The sequence below is a fragment of the Nonomuraea sp. NPDC049129 genome (assembly GCF_040648495.1).
GTDB lineage: Bacteria > Actinomycetota > Actinomycetes > Streptosporangiales > Streptosporangiaceae > Nonomuraea.
Genome location: NZ_JBEZDU010000016.1, coordinates 136,403 through 157,098, shown reverse-complemented (window position 1 = coordinate 157,098; position 20,696 = coordinate 136,403). Strand labels below are relative to the sequence as shown.

At 69.8% G+C, this 20,696-nt stretch carries 17 protein-coding genes; 8 read left to right on the top strand and 9 right to left on the bottom strand.

The window, feature by feature from the left end:
* Nucleotides 1–415 precede the first annotated feature (415 nt).
* The 4 genes from AB0B64_RS39450 to AB0B64_RS39435 all read left to right on the top strand — a co-directional run bounded on the left by AB0B64_RS39450 (nucleotide 416) and on the right by AB0B64_RS39435 (nucleotide 3,769).
* The gene (locus tag AB0B64_RS39450; protein ID WP_358184271.1) at nucleotides 416–1,300 is read left to right on the top strand and encodes a hypothetical protein; all 885 of its coding nucleotides are present in this window, start codon (nucleotides 416–418) and stop codon (nucleotides 1,298–1,300) included.
* Between the two features lie 96 nt (nucleotides 1,301–1,396).
* The gene (locus AB0B64_RS39445) at nucleotides 1,397–1,810 is read left to right on the top strand and encodes a peptidase inhibitor family I36 protein (RefSeq protein ID WP_357954140.1); all 414 of its coding nucleotides are present in this window, start codon (nucleotides 1,397–1,399) and stop codon (nucleotides 1,808–1,810) included.
* 285 nt (nucleotides 1,811–2,095) lie between these two features.
* Complete coding sequence (locus AB0B64_RS39440) at nucleotides 2,096–3,088, top strand: NlpC/P60 family protein (RefSeq protein ID WP_357954142.1); 993 nt, start codon at nucleotides 2,096–2,098, stop codon at nucleotides 3,086–3,088.
* 75 nt (nucleotides 3,089–3,163) lie between these two features.
* Nucleotides 3,164–3,769: a Chromate resistance protein ChrB gene (locus AB0B64_RS39435; protein ID WP_357954144.1), complete on the top strand. Its 606-nt coding sequence runs from the start codon at nucleotides 3,164–3,166 to the stop codon at nucleotides 3,767–3,769.
* Nucleotides 3,770–3,797: 28 nt separating this feature from the next.
* Here the strand turns inward: AB0B64_RS39435 and AB0B64_RS39430 are convergent, their stop codons facing one another.
* Both AB0B64_RS39430 and AB0B64_RS39425 read right to left on the bottom strand, forming a co-directional pair.
* Complete coding sequence (locus AB0B64_RS39430) at nucleotides 3,798–4,007, bottom strand: hypothetical protein (protein WP_357954146.1); 210 nt, start codon at nucleotides 4,005–4,007, stop codon at nucleotides 3,798–3,800.
* Between the two features lie 9 nt (nucleotides 4,008–4,016).
* Entirely contained in the window at nucleotides 4,017–4,790 is a 774-nt protein-coding gene (locus tag AB0B64_RS39425) for a hypothetical protein (protein WP_357954148.1), read from the bottom strand.
* A 182-nt stretch (nucleotides 4,791–4,972) separates the two neighbouring features.
* On the opposite strand from AB0B64_RS39425, the gene AB0B64_RS39420 reads away from it, so the two are divergent.
* Nucleotides 4,973–6,496, top strand: coding sequence for a flavin monoamine oxidase family protein (locus AB0B64_RS39420; RefSeq protein WP_358184267.1), 1,524 nt, complete (start codon nucleotides 4,973–4,975; stop codon nucleotides 6,494–6,496).
* Between the two features lie 149 nt (nucleotides 6,497–6,645).
* On the opposite strand, the gene AB0B64_RS39415 is transcribed toward AB0B64_RS39420, so the two are convergent.
* Together AB0B64_RS39415 and AB0B64_RS39410 are read right to left on the bottom strand one after the other, a co-directional pair.
* On the bottom strand, nucleotides 6,646–7,782 hold the full coding sequence (locus AB0B64_RS39415) for an aminotransferase class I/II-fold pyridoxal phosphate-dependent enzyme (protein WP_358184435.1): 1,137 nt from the start codon (nucleotides 7,780–7,782) through the stop codon (nucleotides 6,646–6,648).
* Between the two features lie 5 nt (nucleotides 7,783–7,787).
* Nucleotides 7,788–9,365: an APC family permease gene (locus AB0B64_RS39410; protein ID WP_358184264.1), complete on the bottom strand. Its 1,578-nt coding sequence runs from the start codon at nucleotides 9,363–9,365 to the stop codon at nucleotides 7,788–7,790.
* Between the two features lie 74 nt (nucleotides 9,366–9,439).
* Between AB0B64_RS39410 and AB0B64_RS39405 the strand changes: the two genes are divergently transcribed.
* The gene (locus tag AB0B64_RS39405; protein ID WP_358184261.1) at nucleotides 9,440–10,360 is read left to right on the top strand and encodes a LysR family transcriptional regulator; all 921 of its coding nucleotides are present in this window, start codon (nucleotides 9,440–9,442) and stop codon (nucleotides 10,358–10,360) included.
* Between the two features lie 104 nt (nucleotides 10,361–10,464).
* Here the strand turns inward: AB0B64_RS39405 and AB0B64_RS39400 are convergent, their stop codons facing one another.
* The 4 genes from AB0B64_RS39400 to AB0B64_RS39385 form a co-directional block, all read right to left on the bottom strand.
* Nucleotides 10,465–10,704: a hypothetical protein gene (locus tag AB0B64_RS39400; protein ID WP_357954156.1), complete on the bottom strand. Its 240-nt coding sequence runs from the start codon at nucleotides 10,702–10,704 to the stop codon at nucleotides 10,465–10,467.
* Between the two features lie 109 nt (nucleotides 10,705–10,813).
* Nucleotides 10,814–12,955 (bottom strand): hypothetical protein, encoded by a 2,142-nt coding sequence (locus tag AB0B64_RS39395; RefSeq protein ID WP_357954158.1) that lies wholly within the window; start codon nucleotides 12,953–12,955, stop codon nucleotides 10,814–10,816.
* Nucleotides 12,952–14,574: a peroxidase family protein gene (locus AB0B64_RS39390; protein ID WP_358184258.1), complete on the bottom strand. Its 1,623-nt coding sequence runs from the start codon at nucleotides 14,572–14,574 to the stop codon at nucleotides 12,952–12,954. Before AB0B64_RS39390 ends, AB0B64_RS39395 begins: the two co-directional genes overlap by 4 nt.
* Nucleotides 14,575–14,576: 2 nt before the next feature.
* Nucleotides 14,577–15,884: a cytochrome P450 gene (locus tag AB0B64_RS39385; RefSeq protein ID WP_358184254.1), complete on the bottom strand. Its 1,308-nt coding sequence runs from the start codon at nucleotides 15,882–15,884 to the stop codon at nucleotides 14,577–14,579.
* Between the two features lie 216 nt (nucleotides 15,885–16,100).
* On the opposite strand from AB0B64_RS39385, the gene AB0B64_RS39380 reads away from it, so the two are divergent.
* Together AB0B64_RS39380 and ppk2 are read left to right on the top strand one after the other, a co-directional pair.
* Nucleotides 16,101–17,063 (top strand): acyl-CoA desaturase, encoded by a 963-nt coding sequence (locus tag AB0B64_RS39380; protein WP_357954164.1) that lies wholly within the window; start codon nucleotides 16,101–16,103, stop codon nucleotides 17,061–17,063.
* Nucleotides 17,064–17,183: 120 nt separating this feature from the next.
* Complete coding sequence (ppk2, locus tag AB0B64_RS39375; protein WP_357954165.1) at nucleotides 17,184–18,086, top strand: polyphosphate kinase 2; 903 nt, start codon at nucleotides 17,184–17,186, stop codon at nucleotides 18,084–18,086.
* Here ppk2 and clpB read toward each other — a convergent pair.
* On the bottom strand, nucleotides 18,075–20,693 hold the full coding sequence (gene clpB, locus AB0B64_RS39370) for an ATP-dependent chaperone ClpB (protein ID WP_358184251.1): 2,619 nt from the start codon (nucleotides 20,691–20,693) through the stop codon (nucleotides 18,075–18,077). The genes ppk2 and clpB overlap by 12 nt on opposite strands.
* Between the last annotated feature and the right edge of the window lie 3 nt (nucleotides 20,694–20,696).

The window sequence follows — 20,696 nt, the reverse complement described above, 5'->3', positions numbered from 1 at the left end:
CATTTCATATCAATGTGCCCATATCGGACAGTAGAAAAATGTCGGATGCTTCCCGACCTGGCCCGGAGGTGCATGTGTCCCCGCCTGGGAACGGGCGGCCGGATCATGCCGATCAGTTTCTCGAAGCGGAGCACGTACTCATTGGCGAGGACATCGGGGCCGAGCTGGACGAGGCGATCGACGCGGTCGAGCGCGGTCTCGGTACGCACGCGGAGGAGAGGAGAGCCGAGGACGGGAAACAGGAGCGCCGTCTACTCGGTGGCATTCAGCCCCGACGGATCGACACTCGCGGTCGCCGGCCGGAGCGTCGAGTTGTGGCGCCGCCCGTGACGGCCCCTGCCCGACGGGGCTGCCCTCCCGCAACCCGTCCGAATGCTCTTGAATTGCGGTCATACACGCGAGGATGATCGCCCCTATGCGAGTTGTCGTTCTCGTCTGGGAAGGTCTGCTCGGACTCGCCACGATCGGGATGATCGTGGTGGCGCTGCTGAGCGCGCCGAGCGTGCATCTGGTCAACGTGCTGGCGCAGGCCGGGCCCTTGGGGCTGGTGGCGACGGGGCTGGCACTCTCGTTCCGCGCCGGGACCCCCAACGTGGCCGTCGGGTCGATCTCCGCTCTCACCGGCATGGTCACCGCGTCGCTGGCGACGCAGGGACTGGGCTGGGCCGCGGCGATCATCGCGATCGTGCTCGCCACGGTCGGCGGGCTCGTGCTGGGCCTGTTCGTCGCCGCGCTCTCGGCTCCGGCGTGGGCCGTGACTCTCGGCGCGGCCGTGGCCTGCGAGGCGATGGTCGCCGCCATAGCGGACGGCCAGACCGTTAGCTTCCAGCTCGGCGGTGATTTTCCGGGCTATCTGTGGTTCGTGCTGTTCGTCATCGTGTCCTTGGGCGGCGCGCTGGCCTGGAGCGCCCTGCGCCTGAAGTCGGTGTGGCTCGGCGCCCTCGTCGGACTGGGCGGGTCGAGCCTGCTCGCCGCCCTGGGCGGAGTGGCGCTGCTGACCCGCCTCCACGCGGCGAGCCCCATTTCGAGCTGGACCACCACCCTCACGGCCCTGGCCGCGGTCCTGCTGGGCGGGATCAGCGTGCACGGCAAGCGGGGCGGCGTGGCGGGCACCGTGCTCGCGGTGCTCTTCCTGTCGCTGGTCCAGGGGCAGCTGGCGCTCTGGGGCACGCCGTTCTGGGTGTTCATGCTCGTCACCGGAGCGGTGATCCTGGCCGCGCTGCTGGCCGGGCGGCTGGCCGACCTCGCGGCCCCGGAGGCACCCCGGCCCGTGACGCCGGGGTCGCGCATGCCCGTGTGACACGGCCCTTCTGTGAATCGCAACCCTTCCGCCGGGAAGATCGCATCATGTATGTTCGACCCGTCATCGAAGGAAAGTTTCACGTGAAGAGGGGCAATGGGCAAGAAGCTTCAGATGCTCGCGCTACCGATCGCAGCCGCCGCGCTGGCCATCCTGCCGACCATTCCCGCCCAGGCCGCCACGGGCTACGACCGGTGCCATGCCGGCAACTACTGCATGTTCTCCGGCCTCGACGGCACGGGCGACATCATCGAGATCCAGAGCGACACGCCGGATCTGGCCGCCTTGAACATGGCCGACCGGGGCAAGTCCGACTGGAACCGGACGAGCTCCTACATCCACCTCTACTCCGAAGCCAACTACGGCGGCTGCTCGGCGGTGACGTCTCCGGGCGGCAAGGGCAACTTCTTCTCCACCTACCGCGACTTCTTCGACTCCGTCCGCATCGGCGGACAGAACGGCCCGTCCTGCGGCATCGAGGACACCTTCCGGGTCAAGTCCCACTCCTGACGGCAGCACGAAGCTGACAGCGGCACGAGGCTGACAGCAACACGAAGCTGATAGCAGCACCTAGCGCCCCGGCATCGCACCCGCGATGCCGGGGCGCATTCATGTCCGCTCGGTTGCCTACTGAACGTCCCGGGGTCCGCGCGCGTATCTCCTCATGGGTCGGCGCACCAAACCCCTATCGCCGCTAGTACGGAACCACGCAGGCCGTCCCTGCGCCGAACAGGCCATCACTTCTGTACGGTTCCGGCCAACGGTGGACTGTTACGAGGAGGCATCGTAGTGGCCGTGCCGACAAGGCTTGGGCGGATGGCTATGGCCGCGGCGCTGGCGTCGCTCGCATGGGCCGCCGCCGCCCCGGGGAGCGCCGTCGCCGAGCCGGCGCCCACCCCGCAGGCCAAGGCCAAGGCGAGGGCCAAGCTGGTCAAGCTGAACGAGCAGGCCGACAAGGTGGTCGAGGAGTACAACCAGGCCACCGAGAGCTACCAGAAGGCCAAGAAGAAGTACGACGCCCTCAACGCCGAAGTCGGCCGCAAGGGCGTACAGGCCGACGCCCTGCGCAGGGACCTCGCCGCGGTGGCGGTGAGCAACTATCAGTTCGGCGAGTTCGCGGGCTGGCAACGCTTCGTCGTCGAGGGCACCCCCGAGGCGACCCTGGGCGGCATGGCCGCCCTCGACCAGATGGCGCAGGACAGGGCGGCGAAACTCCGCGCTTTCGAGGCGACCACCAAGGACCTGCGTGATCGGCGCAATGACGCCAAGACCGTCCTGGCCGAGACCGACGCGGCGCGCGACAAGGTGCGCGGACAGAAGACGGAGGTCGAGAAGCTCATCGCCGAGCAGACCAAGATTCTGCGGAAGCTGGGCGCCTTCCGGTCGGGCAACCCCAACAGCACCGGCCTCAAGTACACCGGGCCGGCCTCCGGCAACGCCCTCGCCGCGCTCCAGTTCGCCTTCGCCCAGGTCGGCAAGCCGTACCGGTACGGCGCCACGGGTCCCGGCTCCTACGACTGCTCCGGCCTCACCCAGGCCGCCTGGCGGGCCGCGGGGGTCGGGATCCCCCGCACGACGTACACCCAGTGGAGCTGGGGCGCGAGCCGTCGCGTGTCACTCGACAAGCTGCGGCCCGGCGACCTGCTCTTCAGCAGAGGACTGGGCCACATGGGGATGTACGCGGGCAACGGCAAGATGGTCCACGCGCCGCAGACCGGGGACGTCGTCAAGGTGGTCGACCTCGACGACTACTGGCGTGCCCGCCTCCTCGGCGCCATCCGCCCCTGACCATGACGCGGCCGGTCACGGGTGCCGTGGGGGCGGCTACGATCGACTCGTCGAGCTGTGCGGAGGAGGCGGGTCGTGCCGGGCACCGAAAGGCCGAAGACCGGCCACACTCCCGAGGGCCAGGAGGCCGCCAAGCCGGCGAAGCCGGTCACCTGGCTCATGCTGATCTACCGGGTGCCCAGTGAGCCGACCCGGTTGCGCGCGGCGGTCTGGCGACGGCTGCGCAACCTCGGCGCCATCTACCTGCAGAACTCCGCGGCCGCCGCACCGCGGACGCCGCAGAGCGAGCGGATGCTGCGGGCGCTGCGCAACGAGATCGTCGAGTCGATGTCGGGCCAGGCGTTCCTGGTCAGCACCTCCTCGATCATCGGGGAGACCGAACTGGTCGCCCTCTACAACGCCGCCCGCGACGACGAATACGAGGAGATCCTCGACAAGTGCGTCGACTTCCACGCGGGCGTGGCCAAAGAGGTGACCGCGCGGCACTTCACCTATGGCGAACTGGAGGAGAACGAGGAAGACCTCACCAAGCTCAAGGGCTGGTACGAGAAGGTCAAGGCGCGTGACGTCCTGGGCGCCTCGCGGGCCGCAGAGGTGATCCAGGCGCTGGAGGACTGCGCGAAGACGCTGGAGGAGTTCGCCACCTCGGTCTACGAGGCCGAGGACAGCGCCATCTTCTAGCCGCGCGCACTTCTGGTCACGCGCACGTCTAGTCGCGCGTGTCGATCCGCAGGGCGATGACGAAAGCGGCCATGAGGCACAGGCCGAGCACCGGTGTCAGCACCGGCTCCGGCACCGCGAACGCCAGCAGGACCACCGTCCCGAGCGCCAGCGTGGTGACGACGGCCACGGCGATCTTCCAGTCGTCGCCGATGATCAGGTCGTACCAGAACTGCCCGAATCCTCGGATGAAACCCATGGTCCGCTCCTAGACAGACGTGCTCGGGACGGCGGGTCGCCGGAGAGCGTGGATCATCAGCCGCGACAGCCCGAACCACGCGGCGATGAGCACCGGGATCGCCAGGTCGGCGCCCGGCCACTCCAGGCTCTGGCGGCTGCCGGTGAAGATGCCCAGCCCTTCGACCGACCAGAAGGTGCCGAAGGCCGCGAGCAACAGGCCGACGCCGTACTTCATGGTGTTCTCCGGCACCTTCGACAGCGGTCCCCTGATGGCGATGCCCACGGCGAGGACGAGGAGCACGCCGATGCCGGCGGCGCCGATCGCCACCGGCATATTGCCCGCGCTCAGGCCGAAGGTGATCACGATGAAGACCACCTCGACGCCCTCGAGGAAGACCCCCTTGAAACTGATCATGAACGAGAACCAGTCGAGGCCCCTGGCCCTGACCGCGCCCGCGCTCTCGGCCGCCGCCACCTCCTCGGCGAAGATCTGGTCCTCGTCGTGCATGGCCTTGCGCCCGGACGAGCGCAGGATCGCCTTGCGCAGCCACTGCAGGCCGAAGATCAGCAGGAGGCCGCCGATGGCGAGCTGGAGTGCCGCCGCCGGCAACCAGATCGTGAGCGCGTACCCGGCGAGGGCGGTGAAGGCGGCCAGCGCGACGAGGGCCGCGGCCACACCCGCGAGCGTGGAGCGCCAGCTCCGCGTCACGCCCATCGCCATCACGATCGTCAGGGCCTCCACCATCTCCACGATCGAGGCCAGCAGCACCGCCGCGCCCAAGCCCCATGCGGCCGCGTTCATCGACCCACCGCCTTCCGCCACTTCCCTCCACGACGAACTACCGTCCGCCGTGAAATATAACCACTGTTAGTTTGTCCATATATCCAGCGCCATGTCTACGAAGTGTGGACCGGCCGCCCGCTGCCGTACGAACTCACCCCTGGCGATCATCGTCACTTAAAGCGATCATAGATGTGCTTTAGGTGACGACGAAGGAGTGTGACGCCCTGGAAGAGAACCCGTCGACAGCGCTCGGTACGGCCATGCCCGCGGAGCTGATGGCCGCCGGAGCACCACGACCGAGTCAGGACCTCAGAGTGCCCGCGGACCTGGTCGCGGCGGCCGAGCACGGACTGGCCGCCGGCGGCCGGCCGAACAAACGCGTACTGATCATCGGTGGTGGAATGGCCGGTCTGGTCGCCGCCTACGAGCTGATGCGGCAGGGGCACGAGCCCATCGTCCTGGAGGCCCAGCAGCGGGTCGGCGGGCGCGTGCTCACGCTGCGCGGATTCGCGCCCGGCCTGTACGCCGAGGCGGGCGCGATGCGGATCCCGCGCGTGCACGACCTCACCCTCGCCTACTGCGAGAGGTTCGGGCTGACCCTGCGGCCGTTCGTCATGGGCAACCCCCGTGCCCTGGCCTACATCCAGGGCGTCAGGACCACGATCAAGGAGCTCAACGACAATCCCGACATCATCGACTTCGGCCTGGCCGAGCACGAGCACGGCCGCACCTACGAGGACCTGTGGCGCACCGCCACCCAGGAGATCCACGACCTCTACGCGCAGGAGGGCGAGAACGCGCTCGACCGCATCTGCGCCGAGTATGACCGCTACTCCATCCGCAGCTTCCTTCGCGAGCGTGGGTTCTCCGAGGGGGCCATCGAGCTCTACGGCGTCATGAGCTTCCGGGAGGCCAACCTCAACGCGGCGGTCATCGAGCAGTTCCGCGAGATCATCGGGCGGGCGTTCGAGGACATGCAGGAGATCGAGGGCGGCGCCGACCGGTTGCCGACCGCCTTCTACCACGAGCTCAGGAACCACATCCGGTTCGGTCACGAGGTCTCCGCCATCGAGCAGGACGACCACTCGGTCACCCTGCACCTCAAGACCGGATCGGGCCGGACGACGCTCACCGGCGACTACGCCATCTGCACGATCCCGTTCTCGGTGCTGCGCGACGTCGAGACCCGGCCCGCGTTCTCCCGCCGCAAGCAGCGCGCCATCCGCGAACTCAACTACAACGCCTCCACCAAGATCCTCTTCCAGGTGCGGCGGCCGTTCTGGGAGCAGACCGACGGCATCATCGGCGGCACCACGGTCACCGACCTGCCGATCCGGCGCATCTGCTATCCCTCGCATCCCGTCCCCGACGAACGCTCGATCCTGCTGGCCAGCTACACCTGGGGCCAGGACGCGCTGCGCTGGGGCGCGATGTCCGCGCAGAAGCGGGTCGACCAGGCCCTCGAGGACGTCGCCAAGATCCATCCCCACATCTACGACCACTTCGAGTTCGGCGTCACGCACGCCTGGTACAACGACCCCTACGCGGCGGGCGCCTTCGCCCTGTTCGAGCCGCACCAGCAGAGCAGTCTGCATGACGCGATCATGGCGCCGGAGGGCCGTGTGCACTTCGCCGGTGAGCACTGCTCACTGTGGCACGCATGGATCGAGGGCGCCCTGGAGTCGGGGCTCAGCGCGGCACGAGCCGTACACGAGGCGGGCTGAGCACAGCCGGTGCAAATCGCGGAAGCGCCACGCGCTTCCGCGATCCACGACGGGGCGGCCAGCCCGGCTTAAGCGAACTGCTGGAGTCACTACGCGCCGCCGGCAGCGTCGAGACGGTCCGCCGTGCCCCGACGAGCGCGTCGTCCTACCTAGCGGCCGAGCAGACAGCCGATGACTTGATCAAGGGCATCCGTGAGTACGTCAGGCGGGGTCGCGAAGTTGAGCCGGATGAAGCCGAGCCCTGAGGCTCCGTGATCGACGCCCGCGGTGGTGGCGACGTTGGTCCGCTCCAGCAGGTGGGCCGCCGGGTCAGCGAGCCCGAACCGGCGCAGGTCGAGCCAGGCGAGGTAACCCGCGTCCGGCTCGATGTATCCGATGTCCAGGTCGATGAGCATGTTGGTGACCAGCTTCCTGTTGCCGTCCAGAAACCGGACGGCCTCGCGCAGCCACGGCCCGCCGTCGCGGAGCGCGGCGACGGTGGCTGTCATGCCGAGCGGGCTCATGCCACCGACCGCCGCCCGCGGCAGGCTCTGCCAGAGCCGCGCGTCGTCTGGATTGCTGAAAACGATCAGCCCGCACCGCAGGCCGGGGAAGTTCCACGCCTTGGTCGCGCTGATCAGAGTGATCGCGTTGTCGTCGAGCGAGCCGTACGGGATGAAATCGAGGTGATAGCGCAGCGGCGCGTGGATCTCGTCGCTGATCACTCGCGCCCCGTGCCGCGCGGCGAGTTCGGCCAAGCCCTGCAACTGGTCGCGATCGAACACGCGGCCCGTCGGGTTGCTGGGATGGCAGAGCAGGACGCTGCCCGCGCTGGCGCGCAGTGCCCGGTCGATGCCGTCGAGGTCGAGTTCGTAGCCTCGTTCTCCGATCCGCATCGGAACTTCGACGGCCTCGCGACCGGCGACCCGGATGGCGTCGAAGAACCGGCCGTAGGTGGGGGTCGGCACGACCACCGGCGAACCCGCCCTGGTCAGATGCTTGATCGACATGGTCACGCCGCGCATCAGCTCCGGCAGCAGCCGCACTCGGTCCGGGCCGACCGTGAGGCCGTGCACCTCGGTGAGCCATTCGCTGGCCGCCTGGGGAACCTCGCTGAGTTCGTCGGCGATCGGATAGCCGAACGCTTGCCGTCGCACGTCGTCCTGAACGGCGGCGAGGACGGGTCCGGCGACCGGCAGGTCCATCTCGGCGACGGTGAGATCGATGATGTCCCGGTCGTACTGAGACCACCGCTTGTTCCGCCGGGCGCGGGATCGCTCGAGGTCCCAGTCGAGGTCGATCGCCATCTCGATCAAGCCATGCTCCTGACGTCTTGTGGGGTTGCGGCCGCCGCCAGTGATCGCTGGTGGCGCAGGCCGGATCGGTGCGCGAGCGACCAGATTCCCGCGCTGAGCACACCGACGAGAATGGAGTCGTACGGCGCGGCGACGACGCCGGCACCTTCGAACGAGCCGAGCGCGGACAGCACCGCGAGCATGAGCAGGAAGCCCACCAGCCAGCCGCCCGCCGCTCGCACCCTGGTTGTTCGGACGAGGTAGATCAGGAAGCCGATCAGCAGCAACGGCACGGCGACCCGGATCTTTTCCCAGGTCGACCAGTAGAGAATGAGGCCGGAAAGCACGAAGGACGCGAAGCCGACCGGAATCGCCCACCTTCGGAGCCAGCCCTTCTCCAGCGGAGTCGTCGCCGCGAGTACGGTGACCGCGACGGAGACGGCCGCGTACGAGAGTCCGTAGTAGAAGCTCAGCGAGCTGGCGATGGATTTCCAGTTCCCGAAGGTGAGCACGATGACCGAGCCGACGCCGACGTTGAGCAGCAGCGCGCGCCGGGGAATGCCGAACCGGGAGTCCACTTTTGTCAGTGCGGCGGGCAGCAGGCCGTTCTGCGCGGCGCCGTAGGTGTAGCGGCCCTTGACGCCGATGCCGATCAGCAGGCTGCCGGAGGGGGAGAAGATCGCGTCGGCGAGCAGCACGGTGGCGAACCAGGACAGGCCGAGCAGGGTGGCGAGCGAGGCGAGCGGCGAATTGAGGTTGATCCCGTGCCAGCCGCTGCCGAGCAGCCCGTTGGGCAACGAGAAGATCATCACGGCTTGCAGGCCCATGTACAGCACGATCGTCCCGGCCAGCACGATCAGCGTGGCCCTCGGCACAGTGCGGCGCGGGTCCTTCGCCTCGCCGGACATCACGGCCGCGGCGTTGATTCCGGTGAACGAGTACACCAGCCCGCCGCCCACCACCGCGGTGAGTGCCGCCGAGACGCCGTAGGGTGCGATCCCGCCGCCGGCCGCCACGTTGGTCGTGTCGAAGCCACTGGCCAGCAGAAGGATCACGGTAAGTACCGGGATCACCACCTTGATGGTGGCGACCACGTTGTTCACCTTGGCGAGCAGTTTGATCCCGAACAGGTTGAGCGTGCAGAAGAACACGAGCAGCCCGGCGGCGATCAGCCGTCCCGCCCAGCTCAACGACTCGCCGGACATCACCCACGGCAGCCACTTGGCCGCGTATTGCACCACCGCCGTCGACTCGCTCGGCCCGGCGCTGACCGCCTGGAGAAACACCGCCCAGCCGACCACGTTGCCGACCAACGGGCCTGACGCCAGTTGTGGCCAACGGACGTTGCCGCCGGACATCGGATGGCGGAAGGCGAGGTCGATGAAGGCGAGTGATACCAGAGCGGTAGCGACCGAGGCGATCGTCCAGGACAAAAAGGCTGCCGGCCCGGCCGCTTTTGCCGCGGTGTACGGCGCGAGCAGCCAGCCCGACCCGATGACGCTGGAGAAAGTGATCAGGGAAAGGGATATGGTGCCGAGCCCGCGCCGCAGGCGCAGATCTTCGCCCGGCGAAACGCCCGATGGTGTCTGATTCATGCCCTGAACTATCGATTATGTGTGAATCGTTAGGGTAGACCAGAAATGCCTGGGGCCAGGGTTAGGCTGTGCCTATGACTGTCACCGGCTTCGGCGGGCCCGGTCACAAGATCGAGACAATGGATCTGGTCGTGTTCACCACGGTGGCCCGCACGGGAAGCCTCGGCGCCGCGGCGAGCGAACTACGGCTGTCGATGCCGTCGGTCAGCGTCAGGATAGCCGCCCTGGAGCGCAAGCTCGGCACCGCGTTGTTCGTGCGGGGCCCGCGGGGCAGCGTCACCACCCCGGCCGGCGAGCGGTTGAACGACTACGCACAGCGATGTCTCGACCTTCTCGACGAGGCAGCCATCGGCGTGGCGAAGCACGAGACCCAACGGCTCGTACTCGCCGCGCCCGCGAGCCTCGGCGACGTCGTCTTCCCCGCCGTGCTGCGGGCGGTCGCAGGCGAACCGATTGCCGTGCACTGCCGGGTCGCACACAGCGGTGAGGTCGTCGGCCGCCTGGTCGACGGTAGCGTCCACGCCGGATTCGTGATGCCCAAGGTGCCGTTGCGCGGGTTGCGGTCCGAGCCGATCAACCGATCCGCGCTGGTGGCGGTGTGCCCTCGGCACCATCCTCTCGCCGATCGCAGACGCCTCAAGATCGAAGACCTCAGCCGAACCGGCGTCATCGTCTATCGCTGGGGTCGCGACGCCCAGGAACTCGCCGCTTCCCTCGAACATCCGGACCGAGGGCTCAACGCCCCGATCCACACCACCGGCCTGCCGTCGACCGCGATCCGGCTGGCGGTCGACGCCGGCTTCGTCGCCATAGTCCCCGCTTTCGTCGCAGCACGATCGATCCGGGACGGCGACACTGTGCTCCTGCCGCTACGGTTCGGCAGCTGGCGGGTCGACGTGCAGTTCGTCTACGCCTCGGCCACCGCCGACCGGCTCGGCGTGCGCACCCTGCTGGACAACCTGCCCGCCCTCCGCACCGCCTTCGACGAGGGATGACCGGCAGTGGTTCGCCCCCTTGGCCCGACCGTCCCGCCTGCACGTCGGCGGCCTGCCACAGCACGCCGAAAAAGAAGCTCCGCCCGCTCCTAGCGGCGGGCGCGTCAGCGGCGCGCCCGCTCGGCGTATTGGCGTAGGTGCGCCGCCGCCGTGGTCAGGTCGGCGGCGGCCGCCGCGCAGGCGGCGAGGTGGGCGTTGATCGCCTCACGCAGCCATGGCGGCGCCCCGCCGGTCGCCAGCCTGGCCTCGATCTCGCGCAGGCGTACGGCGCAGTCGGTCAGCGCGCGGATGTCGGCCTGCAGGAGTGCGGCGTGGGCGGCGATCGCCGCGGGATCGGCTGTCATCGGTCCTCCGGTCGGGGGGTCGGCAGCTCAGGGGCGTCGGTAGCGCAGGGAACTGGCAGCTCAGGGGGTCGGTAGCGCAGGGGGACAGCCGCTCAAGCGCGTCGGCCGCTCAGGGAGTGGGCAGTGGGACGGCGGCGTCGCGGAGTGTCTGGCGGGCGGTGGCCGACAGGCACAGCAGCGGGCGGGCGCCGTCGAGGCCCAGCTCGCGAAGCCGGCGGGCCAGCGGGTGCGCCGACCCCGGCGCCACGGTCAGCCGGAGCCGTGGCACCGGATGCAGGCGGCCCAGGCCGCGGGTCCGTACGCAGGCGCGCAGCGCGCCGCCCTCCGCCCCCCGCGCGTAGCCGACCAGGTCGCGGTCGCTTACCGGCAGCCAGGGGCCGAGGACCCCGCTCAGCGTGAGCAGCCGGTCGTCGGAGCCGCCGACGGCGATGCGCGCGTAACCGGTGGTGAGCTCGAACTCCAGCGGCACCAGGTACGGCTCGCCGCCCCACAGCCGTGGCGCCACGGCGCCGAGGGCGGCGGCGTCGATCACGGAGCCGGCCAGGAAGCTGCCCGAGCGCCGCCGGTCGGCCCCGCGCGGCAGATCGAGCCAGACGCGCGGCGACCTCGACCGCCACGGACCGGGTACGACGATCCCGAGGTGGAGCTCGCGGTAGCCGCCCGCGCTCGTACGCCGGTCCCAGGAGGCGTGCACGGCGACCAAGGCTCGCCCGCCGACCCGTACGGCGGGCCCGAACCCGGTCCCCTCCAGCAGTGCCGCCGCCCCGGCCGGGTCCGCGGCGAAGTAGGCCGTGAGGCCGCTGCCGTTGTGGCACCTGATCGGCAGCTCGACCCCGTCCATGGCGTACGTGGGCACCGTGAGGAAGGGCGACCCGGCGGGGCGGGGGGCGCGGTCGGACAGCCGGTACGCCTGCGAGCGGACGACCTGCCCCCGGAACGGCCCGAGCCGCCCGTCGATCCGGCGACGGGCCTCGGGCAGGTCGTCGGCGATGTTGGCGATGTAGTGCTCGATGCTGTGGCAGAGCGGGAACAGGTGGGTGGCGTCGAAGTAGTCCACGACGTACCAGTCGGGATGCGGGTCGAAGCAGGTGCCCGCGCCCTGCCCGTCGAGGGTGGGGACGATGTCGTGCTGGTTGGTGACGCTGGCGACCCAGGTGCGCGGGTCGGCGGGCCGCTTGAAGTCGACGGGCGCGCCGACCGCGACGGCGTGCGTGACGGTGTAGCGGGCGCAGAACTCCGCGTCCTGGGCCAGGTTCATGATGGCCGCGCCGCCCGCGCTGTGGCCGATCAGAGCCAGCTCGGCGCCCTGGGGCAGACCGTAGTCGTCGATGGCCTTGGCCAGCGCGCGGCTGTAGGGGCTGCTGTCCAGCACGGCACTGCTGAAGGCGCCGAGCAGGTCCTGGGGCGATTCGCCGTCGAGCCGTCCCGCCCGCATACCGGGCGCCTGGACGACGTGACGCACCACTCCGTCGAGGCCCGCCACGCTCTGGATGAGCACCCGTCCCGTCGTACCGACCACGCTGATGTTGCGCAGGAACCCGAGCAGCGAGCCCTGCGGGCTCAGCCGCGCGGATTCGGCCGCGGACAGCTCGACCCGGCGCGCCGCCCCCTCCCCCGTGTCGAGGACGGCGACCATCCTGTTGCTCATGCCGGTGATCGGGTCGGCGGTGGCGTAGCCCTTACCCGTCGCGATCAGCCAGGCGGTGTCGTCGTTGAGCGGGTTCTCGTCGAGCAGCGCCCGCAGGGCGAGGACCTCGCCGAAGACCGGGGCGAGGGCGCTGAGCGCGCGTACGGCGCCGCGGTCCTTGAGCAGGGCGCGCAGCGCGCGGACGGCCTCCAGGTCGCGGTCGGCGGCGGCGGCCTCGATGAGCCGGCCGAGCATGGGGTCGGCGCTCAGCTCGGGGTGGTCGAGGGCGACGGCGGCGATCCGCAGCCGCAGTGAGGTGGCCAGCACGCGTACGGCCAGGCTCTCCGCGCCCGCCATGCCGCCGAGCTTGGCCGCCAGGGTGCCCAGCGGGCCGCCGGTGAGCGCGTAGCCCAGACCCGCGCCATTGGTGATGGCCCGCAGCAGCGCGCGGTGGGCCAGGTAGCCCGCCGAGGGGGCCTGCGGCAGGGCGCGGAGCAGGGCGCCGTCGGTGAGCGCGGCCGTGGCGTGGCCGGCCGCCTCCCGGATCGTGACCCCGATGTCGACCAGCTCACGGGCCGCGGCACGCAGCGGCCCGGCGGCCGGGTCGCCGCCGCCGCCGCTCATCGGGCCGTCCGTCGCGTCATGCTGACGAAGCGGGGGCCCGGATCCTCCGGGACGTTGCGGTGCAGTACGTCCGACAGCGTCCGCGTGCTCGCGATGATCCGCATGCCGTGCGGGGAGAAGGTCGCCGCGTTGGACACCCTCGGGGCCAGCAGCGGATTGGTCAGCGCCTGGGAGAAGGCGTCGATGGCGATGATCTTCGTGAGCAGCGGCGGCAGGATGGCGTCCGGGCTGCCGGGCTCCTCGGCGAACAGGCCGACGTACAGGTCGAGGTCGTCGACGCTTCGGTAGAGCTCCCGCAACGCGCCGCTGACCCGCTCGTCGCCGGAGACCTGGTCGAAACCGCGCACCCGGGGGAACCTGCAGTGTTCGCGGTAGCTGTTGTAGGGGGCCAGGCCGAGCGTGCGCGAGTCGGCGATGCTGGCCACGTCCACCTCCCTCAGGAGGGGGTCGGTGTTGAACAGGCCGACGCGGCCGGCGCGCTGGCGGGAGGCGTCCTCGAAGAGCCGGCCGAGGCCGTGCTCAGGGATCAGCGCGCCGCCGAGCAGCGTCCGCGCCATCGGCAGGTCGTGGCCGCCCACCGACAGCTGGGAGGGGATCAGGCTGTGCCAGCGGTAGACGAGGTTGAACTCCACCGAGGCCCAGTTCTCGCGGTGCCAGGGCACGTGGGCCAGCATCGCCGACAGCCGCGAGTCCAGGGTGAAGCGGAAGTGGTAGGGCGTGATGTGGTTGATGTACTCCTCGACGACCAGCTTGATCAGCAGCACGATGAGGATGTTGCGCGCCGTCTGGAACAGGCGCTCGTCGTCCCAGCGCGGGCAGAGCTGGCCGAGCAGGCGGGCCACCCTGTTGTGCTCGCGCAGGAACAGCACCGTCAGCATGGTGAAGCCGAGCTGGATGTTGCCCCGGTCGCTCCCGGTCGCGAACAGGGTGTCGCGCTGCTGGTCGGTGAGCTCGGCGAAGCGGATGACGCTCAGGGCGGCGAACTCCGGTTTGACCTTGCCGTTCTCGCACAGGTAGGGCGGGAACTCCCCGCCGTTGATGAACTGGCTCTTGAGCAGCCCGCCATGGAAGGTACGGAGCGCCGCGGTCGCCGTCTCGTGCAGGCCGTAGACCTGGTTGAGGTCGATGTGGTGGTTGGAGCTGTTCTTGCGGGGGTCGCGCGGGATGTGGACGTCACCGCGCAGGAAGCCGTCGGTGAACCACTGGGCGAAGTAGGCGAACAGCACCGTGGAGCGCGGGCACGGGATCATGCTCTCGCCACGGGTGAACAGGTCGGCGGCCTTCTCGGGGGTGGGCCGGGCACTCTCGGGCACGGCGAGCGGGGGCAGGTGCCTGCCGCTGTAGGTACGGTCGGTCAGCGAGGCCCATGAGGTGTAGTCGGCCATCGTGCTCAGCGGCTCCGGCCGGGGCGGCATCTCGCGGACCGCCTGGTCGATCAGCAGGGCGTTGAGGCGACGCCGTACGGGCCGGATGGACTGGACGAGATCCCAGAACGGCCGGCCGTTGGTCAGCGCCAGGAACCTGAGCCGGTTGACGGCCCCGTCGGTGGCGATGCTCCGCGCCGTCGCCCTGCCCTTCGGCGTCGTCCCGCTCTCGGCCGTGGTCCCGCGCTTCGCCATCGTCATTGTTCCTGGCCTTCGGCGCCGAGCCCGAGGACGAACCGGTCGGGGAAGATCCCGCCGGCGCGGACGACCCGCCCCTCCGGCGGTGGGAGCAGGCGCACACCGGGACGCAGCAGCAGGCGGCGTACGGCCTCGCAGATGACGACCCTGGCCGGATGCACGCCCAGGCAGGCGTGCTGACCGAAACCGAAGAACAGCTGATGGTGCCCCGGCCGGTCGAGGCGGAACTCCTCGGGCTCGGCCACCACGTCCGCGTCGAACATGGCCGAGGCCGGCGCGGCGAGTACGAGCGTGCCCGCGGGGATCATCGTGGCGCGGGGGGTGCCGGCGGCCAGGACGTAGTCGCGCTCGCACAGCCGGGGCAGCAGCTTGAAGAACGGGTTGAACCGCAGCGCCTCCCAGACATGACGGTCGAACCGGGCGGGGTCGGGGTCACCGGCGGCCTCGATGGCCTGGGCCAGCACCTCCGGGCGCAGCAGAAGCTGCTCGACCGCCTCGACCATGGCTCCGGGCGCGCTCTCCACGAACCCCAGCGGCAGGCCGGCCATGTTGATCAGGATGCGTTCGTCGTCCACGCCGATCTCGGCGGGCAGGGCGGTGGCGGCGAGCCGGGTGAAGACGTCGTCGGGCAGGCGCCGTCCGGCCCGCAGCGCGGCCCGGCGTTCGGTGAGCCGCTCGCGCAGGTAGGCGATCATCTCCGAACCCGCGCGGACCGACGCGGCCTGGATCTTCGGATCGCCCAGGAAGTTGGCGAAGCCGTCGGTGACGATGGCCCGCGTCCACCGCGACAGGGTCTGCGCGTCGGGGCCGGGGAAGCCGAAGTAGGTCGCGGACACGCCCAGGGCGACGGGGCGGAACAGCCCGTGGACCGCTTCGACGCCACCGGACGGCCAGGCGATGTCGAGCCGTTCGTCGGCCAGGCGCCCGGCCAGCTCGCGCACCCCGGCCACGTCGCGCGGGTCGAGCATGACCTGCATCAGCCCTTTGTCCCGCCAGTTCATCGGGGTGGCGTCGCGGCCCAGCATGAAGGGGCCGCCCAGGGCGGCGTCGAGACGGGGGCCGAAGGCGCGTACGGAGAAAACGGTCTCGCGGGAGAGCACCTCGGTGACGTCGGCGAAGCGGGTCACGACCGTGAAGGCGGGCGTGACGAAGATGGGGCGTCGCTCGCGCAGCTCGGCGAACAGGGCCCGCCAGTCGCTGCGCAACCACTCCCGGACCAGGCCGAACGCGGAGATCGGATCACGCGCCAGCGCCTCGTCGTATCTCTCCAGATGGCCGCCCGTGGTTGTCTGATCGACAGCACCCATGCCGTATGGCCCTTCTGTCCGACGCCGGAGCGAACAAAGATCATTACGGTCTGTAGCCGCAACTAGGCATGCGATACCCATTTCTTGGTGACTACCGTATGGAGTGTTTTGATTCCTCTGAGTGATGGAGTCGTCACTTCCAGGTCATTGCCGTGCGCTGGGGACACGGCCGTTGAATGAGGAGCCCAACCGTCCTCGCCGATCATGGGAGGTAGCGTGAGCTCGTCATCCATCCCGCAGCCGGATTCGGGCACAACGGGCTCGGGCCAGGCGGAGACGGTGACGGCCACCACGGGCCGCCGGACCGTCTATCTGATCGTCCTGGTGGTGCTGCCCGTGCTGCTTCCCGTCCTGGCCGTGCCCGCCGCCTGGGGATGGGGCGTCGGCCCGCGTGACGTGGTGATCGCGGTGGTCATGTACCTGGTCAGCATCTTCGGAATCGCCATCGGCTACCACCGGCTCTTCACCCACCGCGCCTTCAGGTGCAACCGGCCGCTGCGCGTCGCGCTCATGCTGGCCGGCGGCATGGCGGTCGAGGGCCCGGTCACCCTGTGGACGGCCGAGCACCGCCGGCACCACAAGTACGCCGACCGCGAGGGCGACCCGCACTCGCCGTGGCGTTACGGCGACAGCGGCCTGGCCCTGCTGCGCGGCATGGCGCACGCCCACATCGGCTGGTTCTACACCGCACGCGACCGCTCCAGCCGCCGGCACTGGGTGCCCGACCTGCTGGCCGACCCGGACGTGCGGCGGTTCGACGCCGCCTATCCGGCCGTGGCGGCGTTGTCGTTCGCGCTGCCGGCCGCGGTGGGCGGGCTGTGGTCGATGTCGTGGGCGGGGGCGTGGACGGCGTTGTTCTGGGGCGGGCTGGTCCGCTACGCCGTGGTGCACCATGTCACGTGGTCGGTGAACTCCATCGCGCACACCTTCGGTGACCGCCCGTTCCGTACCCGGGACCGCTCGTCGAACGTACGGTGGGTGGCGTTGCTGACGCTCGGCGAGGGCTGGCACAACTGGCACCACGTGGAGCCGACCTGCGCGCGGCACGGGGTGCTCAGCGGGCAGCTCGACCCCAGCGCCCGGCTGATCCGGTGGTTCGAGCTGGCGGGCTGGGCCCACGGCGTGCACTGGCCGGACCCCGGCCGCCTTAGCGCCCGCCGCGTCGGTCAGCGCGATTAACGCCCCTGACGGCGCCGCCCCCGGGCGGTCGAATGGGCGACCTCGGACGGACATCAAGCGTTCAACTGTCCGCCTCGCACATACCGCTTTACCCGCCGTTTTTTGGGCAAGTCGGTTGTTATGGAGCGGGTTTCTCTGCTGGACTCCACCCCCGGGCTGCTGGTGGACGACAGCGACGACGACGATCCGGTGCTGCTGCGGCCGGATGGCAGCCGGGTCGACACCTGGCGTGAGCACTATCCCTACCCCGAGCGGCTGCCGCGGGAGAAGTACGACCACGACAAGCGGCTGTTGCAGATCGAGCTGCTGAAGCTGCAGTACTGGGTCAAGGCCAACGGGCAGCGCCTGGTGATCCTGTTCGAGGGGCGTGACGCGGCGGGCAAGGGCGGCACGATCAAGCGGTTCATGGAGCATCTCAACCCGCGCGGGGCCACCGTGGTGGCGCTGGAGAAGCCGTCCGAGCGCGAGCGTACCCAGTGGTACTTGCAGCGCTACATCGCCCATCTGCCCGCGGCCGGGGAGATCGTGCTGTTCGACCGCTCCTGGTACAACCGCGCCGGGGTCGAACGGGTGATGGGGTTCTGTACCGAGGCCGAGTGCCGGGAGTTCATGGTGCAGGTGCCGCAGTTCGAGCGGGCGCTGGTGCGCGACGGCATTCACCTGGTCAAGCTCTGGTTCTCGGTGACGCGCTCGGAGCAGCGCACCCGGTTCATCATCCGGCAGGTCGATCCGGTACGGCAGTGGAAGCTGTCGCCGATGGACCTGGCCTCGCTGGACCGGTGGGACGACTACACCAGTGCCAAGGAGGAGATGTTCCTCAACACCGATATCCGCGAGGCGCCGTGGACGGTCATCAAGAGCAACGACAAGAAGCGGGGGCGCCTGGAGGCGATGCGCCACGTGCTGAGCCGCTTCGACTACGACAACAAGGATCACGAGGTGGTCGGCACTCCGGACCCGCTCATCGTCAGGTCGGCGTCCGACATCTACGACGAGGACCACACCGCGGGGTCACCCCCCTGATCCGTGGAAGGTGACGGTCAGCTCGCCCTTGTCGACGTCGACCGTGACGGTCGAGCCCTCGGGGATGTCGCCGCTGAGCAGCGCGCGGCCGATCCTGGTCTCGACCTCGCGGGCGATGAAGCGCCGTAGCGGCCGGGCACCGTAGACCGGGTCGTACCCCTGGTTGGCGATCAGCCGCCGCGCCGCCTCCGTCACCTCCAGGGTGAGCCGCCGGTCCGCCAGCCGCTGCCTGATGTCGTCGAACATCAGGTCGACGATCTGCTCGATCTCGTTCTCGGTCAGCGGCTTGAACAGCACGATGTCGTCGACCCTGTTGAGGAACTCGGGCCGGAAGTGGCGGCGCAGGTCCCCCATCACCCGCTCGCGCGCCTCGGGCTTGATCTCGCCGTAGGAGGTGACGCCGTCGAGCAGGTACTGGGAGCCGATGTTGGAGGTCATGATGACCACGGTGTTGCGGAAGTCGACCGTACGGCCCTGCGCGTCGGTCAGCCGCCCGTCGTCGAGGACCTGCAGCAGCGTGTTGAACACGTCCGCGTGGGCCTTCTCGATCTCGTCGAACAGCACCACCGAGTACGGCTTGCGCCGCACCGCCTCCGTCAGCTGGCCGCCCTCCTCGTACCCGATGTAGCCCGGAGGGGCGCCGACGAGACGGCTGACCGTGTGGCGCTCCTGGTACTCGCTCATGTCGATGCGGATCATGTTGTCCTCGGTGTCGAACAACGCCGCCGCGAGCGATTTGGCCAGCTCGGTCTTGCCGACCCCGGTCGGCCCGAGGAAGAGGAAGGATCCGATGGGACGTCTGGGGTCCTTGATGCCAGCGCGGGCACGGATGACGGCGTCGGCCACCAGCCGCACGGCCTCCTCCTGGCCGATGACGCGCTCGTGCAGGATCTCGTCCAGGCGCAGCAGCTTCTCGCGCTCCGCCTCCTTCAGCCGGCTCACCGGGATGCCGGTCCAGCGCGAGACGATGGAGGCGATCTCCTCCTCGGTCACGACCTCGCGCAGCAGCCGGTGCCCGTGCTGCCGGGTGTCCAGCCGCTCCTCCTCGCCACGCAGCCGCCGTTCCAGCTCGGGAAGCTTGCCGTGGCGCAGCTCGGCGGCGCGGTTGAGGTCATAGTCGCGTTCGGCCAGCTCCGCCTCCCGGCGTACGGCCTCGATCTCCTGCCGCAGGGCCTGGACCTTGCGCAGGGCCGAGCGCTCGGCCTCCCACTGCGCCCGCATCGCGTCGGCTTCTGCGCGCAGGTCGGCCAGCTCCTTGCGCAGATCGGCGAGGCGGGTCCGGCTCGCCGCGTCGTCCTCCTTGGCCAGCGCGGCATCCTCGATCTCCAGCCGCATCACCCGCCTGGTGAGCTCGTCGAGCTCGGCGGGCATGGAGTCGATCTCGGTACGGAGCATCGCGCACGCCTCGTCGACCAGGTCGATCGCCTTGTCCGGCAGGAACCGGTCGGCGATGTAGCGGTGGCTCAGCGTCACCGCGGCGACGAGCGCGCTGTCCTGGATCTTCACGCCGTGGAAGACCTCCAGCCGCTCGCGCAGTCCGCGCAGGATCGAGATGGCGTCCTCGACGGAGGGCTCCTCGACCAGCACCGGCTGGAAGCGCCGCTCCAGGGCCGCGTCCTTCTCGATGTGCCGGCGGTACTCCTCGACCGTGGTCGCGCCGATCATGTGCAGCTCGCCGCGCGCGAGCATCGGCTTGAGCATGTTGCCGGCGTCCATGGCGCCCTCGGTCGCCCCGGCTCCCACCACCGTGTGGAGCTCGTCGACGAACAGCAGGATCCGGCCCTCGGCCGCCTTCACCTCGTTCAGCACGGCCTTGAGGCGTTCCTCGAACTCCCCGCGGTACTTGGCGCCGGCCACCAGCGAGCCCATGTCCAGGCTGAAGACGGTTTTGTCGCGCAGCCCCTCGGGGACGTCACCGCGCACGATCCGCTGGGCGAGCCCTTCGACGATGGCCGTCTTGCCGACACCGGGGTCACCGATCAGGACGGGGTTGTTCTTGGTCTTGCGGGAGAGGATCTGGATCACCCGGCGGATCTCCGAGTCGCGGCCGATGACCGGGTCGAGTTTGTCCGCGCGGGCCTCGGCGACCAGGTCGCGCCCGTACTTCTCCAGTGCCTCGTAGGCCACTTCTGGCATCGCGGAGGTGACCCGCTGGTTGCCCCGGACGGCGGTGAGCGACTCCAGGAAGCGGTCGCGGGTCAGTCCCTGGCCGTGCAGCGCCCTTCCGGAGGCGCCCGAGGTCCCCTCCTCGATCATGGCCAGCAGCAGGTGCTCGACGGAGACGTACTCGTCCTTGAGCCGCTTCGCCTCCCGCTCCGCGCTGTCGAGCAGCCGGGACAGCCGCTGGGTGACGAAGACCTGGCCGGGTGTCGTCCCCGGCCCGCTGACCTTGGGCCGGCGCGAAAGCTCCGCCTCCAGGTCGGTGATCAGGCTGTCCGTGTTCGCCCCCGCCGCCGCCAGCAGCCGGGGCGCCAGCCCTTCCGGTTGTTCGAGCAAGGCCAGCAGGAGGTGCTCGGCGTCGACCTCGGTGTGCCCGTGGCGTATGGCCTTGGTCTGTGCGTCGTGCAGGGCTTCCTGCGATTTCTGCGTCATCCGGTTCGGGTCCACTCC

Bases quoted from the DNA above. Each gene is read 5' to 3' on its own strand.
- AB0B64_RS39450 (WP_358184271.1), top strand. From the start codon at position 416: ATGCGAGTTGTCGTTCTCGTCTGGGAAGGTCTGCTCGGACTCGCCACG.
- AB0B64_RS39445 (WP_357954140.1), top strand. From the start codon at position 1,397: ATGGGCAAGAAGCTTCAGATGCTCGCGCTACCGATCGCAGCCGCCGCG.
- AB0B64_RS39430 (WP_357954146.1), bottom strand. From the start codon at position 4,007: ATGGGTTTCATCCGAGGATTCGGGCAGTTCTGGTACGACCTGATCATC.
- AB0B64_RS39425 (WP_357954148.1), bottom strand. From the start codon at position 4,790: ATGAACGCGGCCGCATGGGGCTTGGGCGCGGCGGTGCTGCTGGCCTCG.
- AB0B64_RS39415 (WP_358184435.1), bottom strand. From the start codon at position 7,782: ATGGCGATCGACCTCGACTGGGACCTCGAGCGATCCCGCGCCCGGCGG.
- AB0B64_RS39410 (WP_358184264.1), bottom strand. From the start codon at position 9,365: ATGAATCAGACACCATCGGGCGTTTCGCCGGGCGAAGATCTGCGCCTG.
- AB0B64_RS39405 (WP_358184261.1), top strand. From the start codon at position 9,440: ATGACTGTCACCGGCTTCGGCGGGCCCGGTCACAAGATCGAGACAATG.
- AB0B64_RS39400 (WP_357954156.1), bottom strand. From the start codon at position 10,704: ATGACAGCCGATCCCGCGGCGATCGCCGCCCACGCCGCACTCCTGCAG.
- AB0B64_RS39395 (WP_357954158.1), bottom strand. From the start codon at position 12,955: ATGAGCGGCGGCGGCGGCGACCCGGCCGCCGGGCCGCTGCGTGCCGCG.
- AB0B64_RS39390 (WP_358184258.1), bottom strand. From the start codon at position 14,574: ATGGCGAAGCGCGGGACCACGGCCGAGAGCGGGACGACGCCGAAGGGC.
- AB0B64_RS39385 (WP_358184254.1), bottom strand. From the start codon at position 15,884: ATGGGTGCTGTCGATCAGACAACCACGGGCGGCCATCTGGAGAGATAC.
- ppk2 (WP_357954165.1), top strand. From the start codon at position 17,184: ATGGAGCGGGTTTCTCTGCTGGACTCCACCCCCGGGCTGCTGGTGGAC.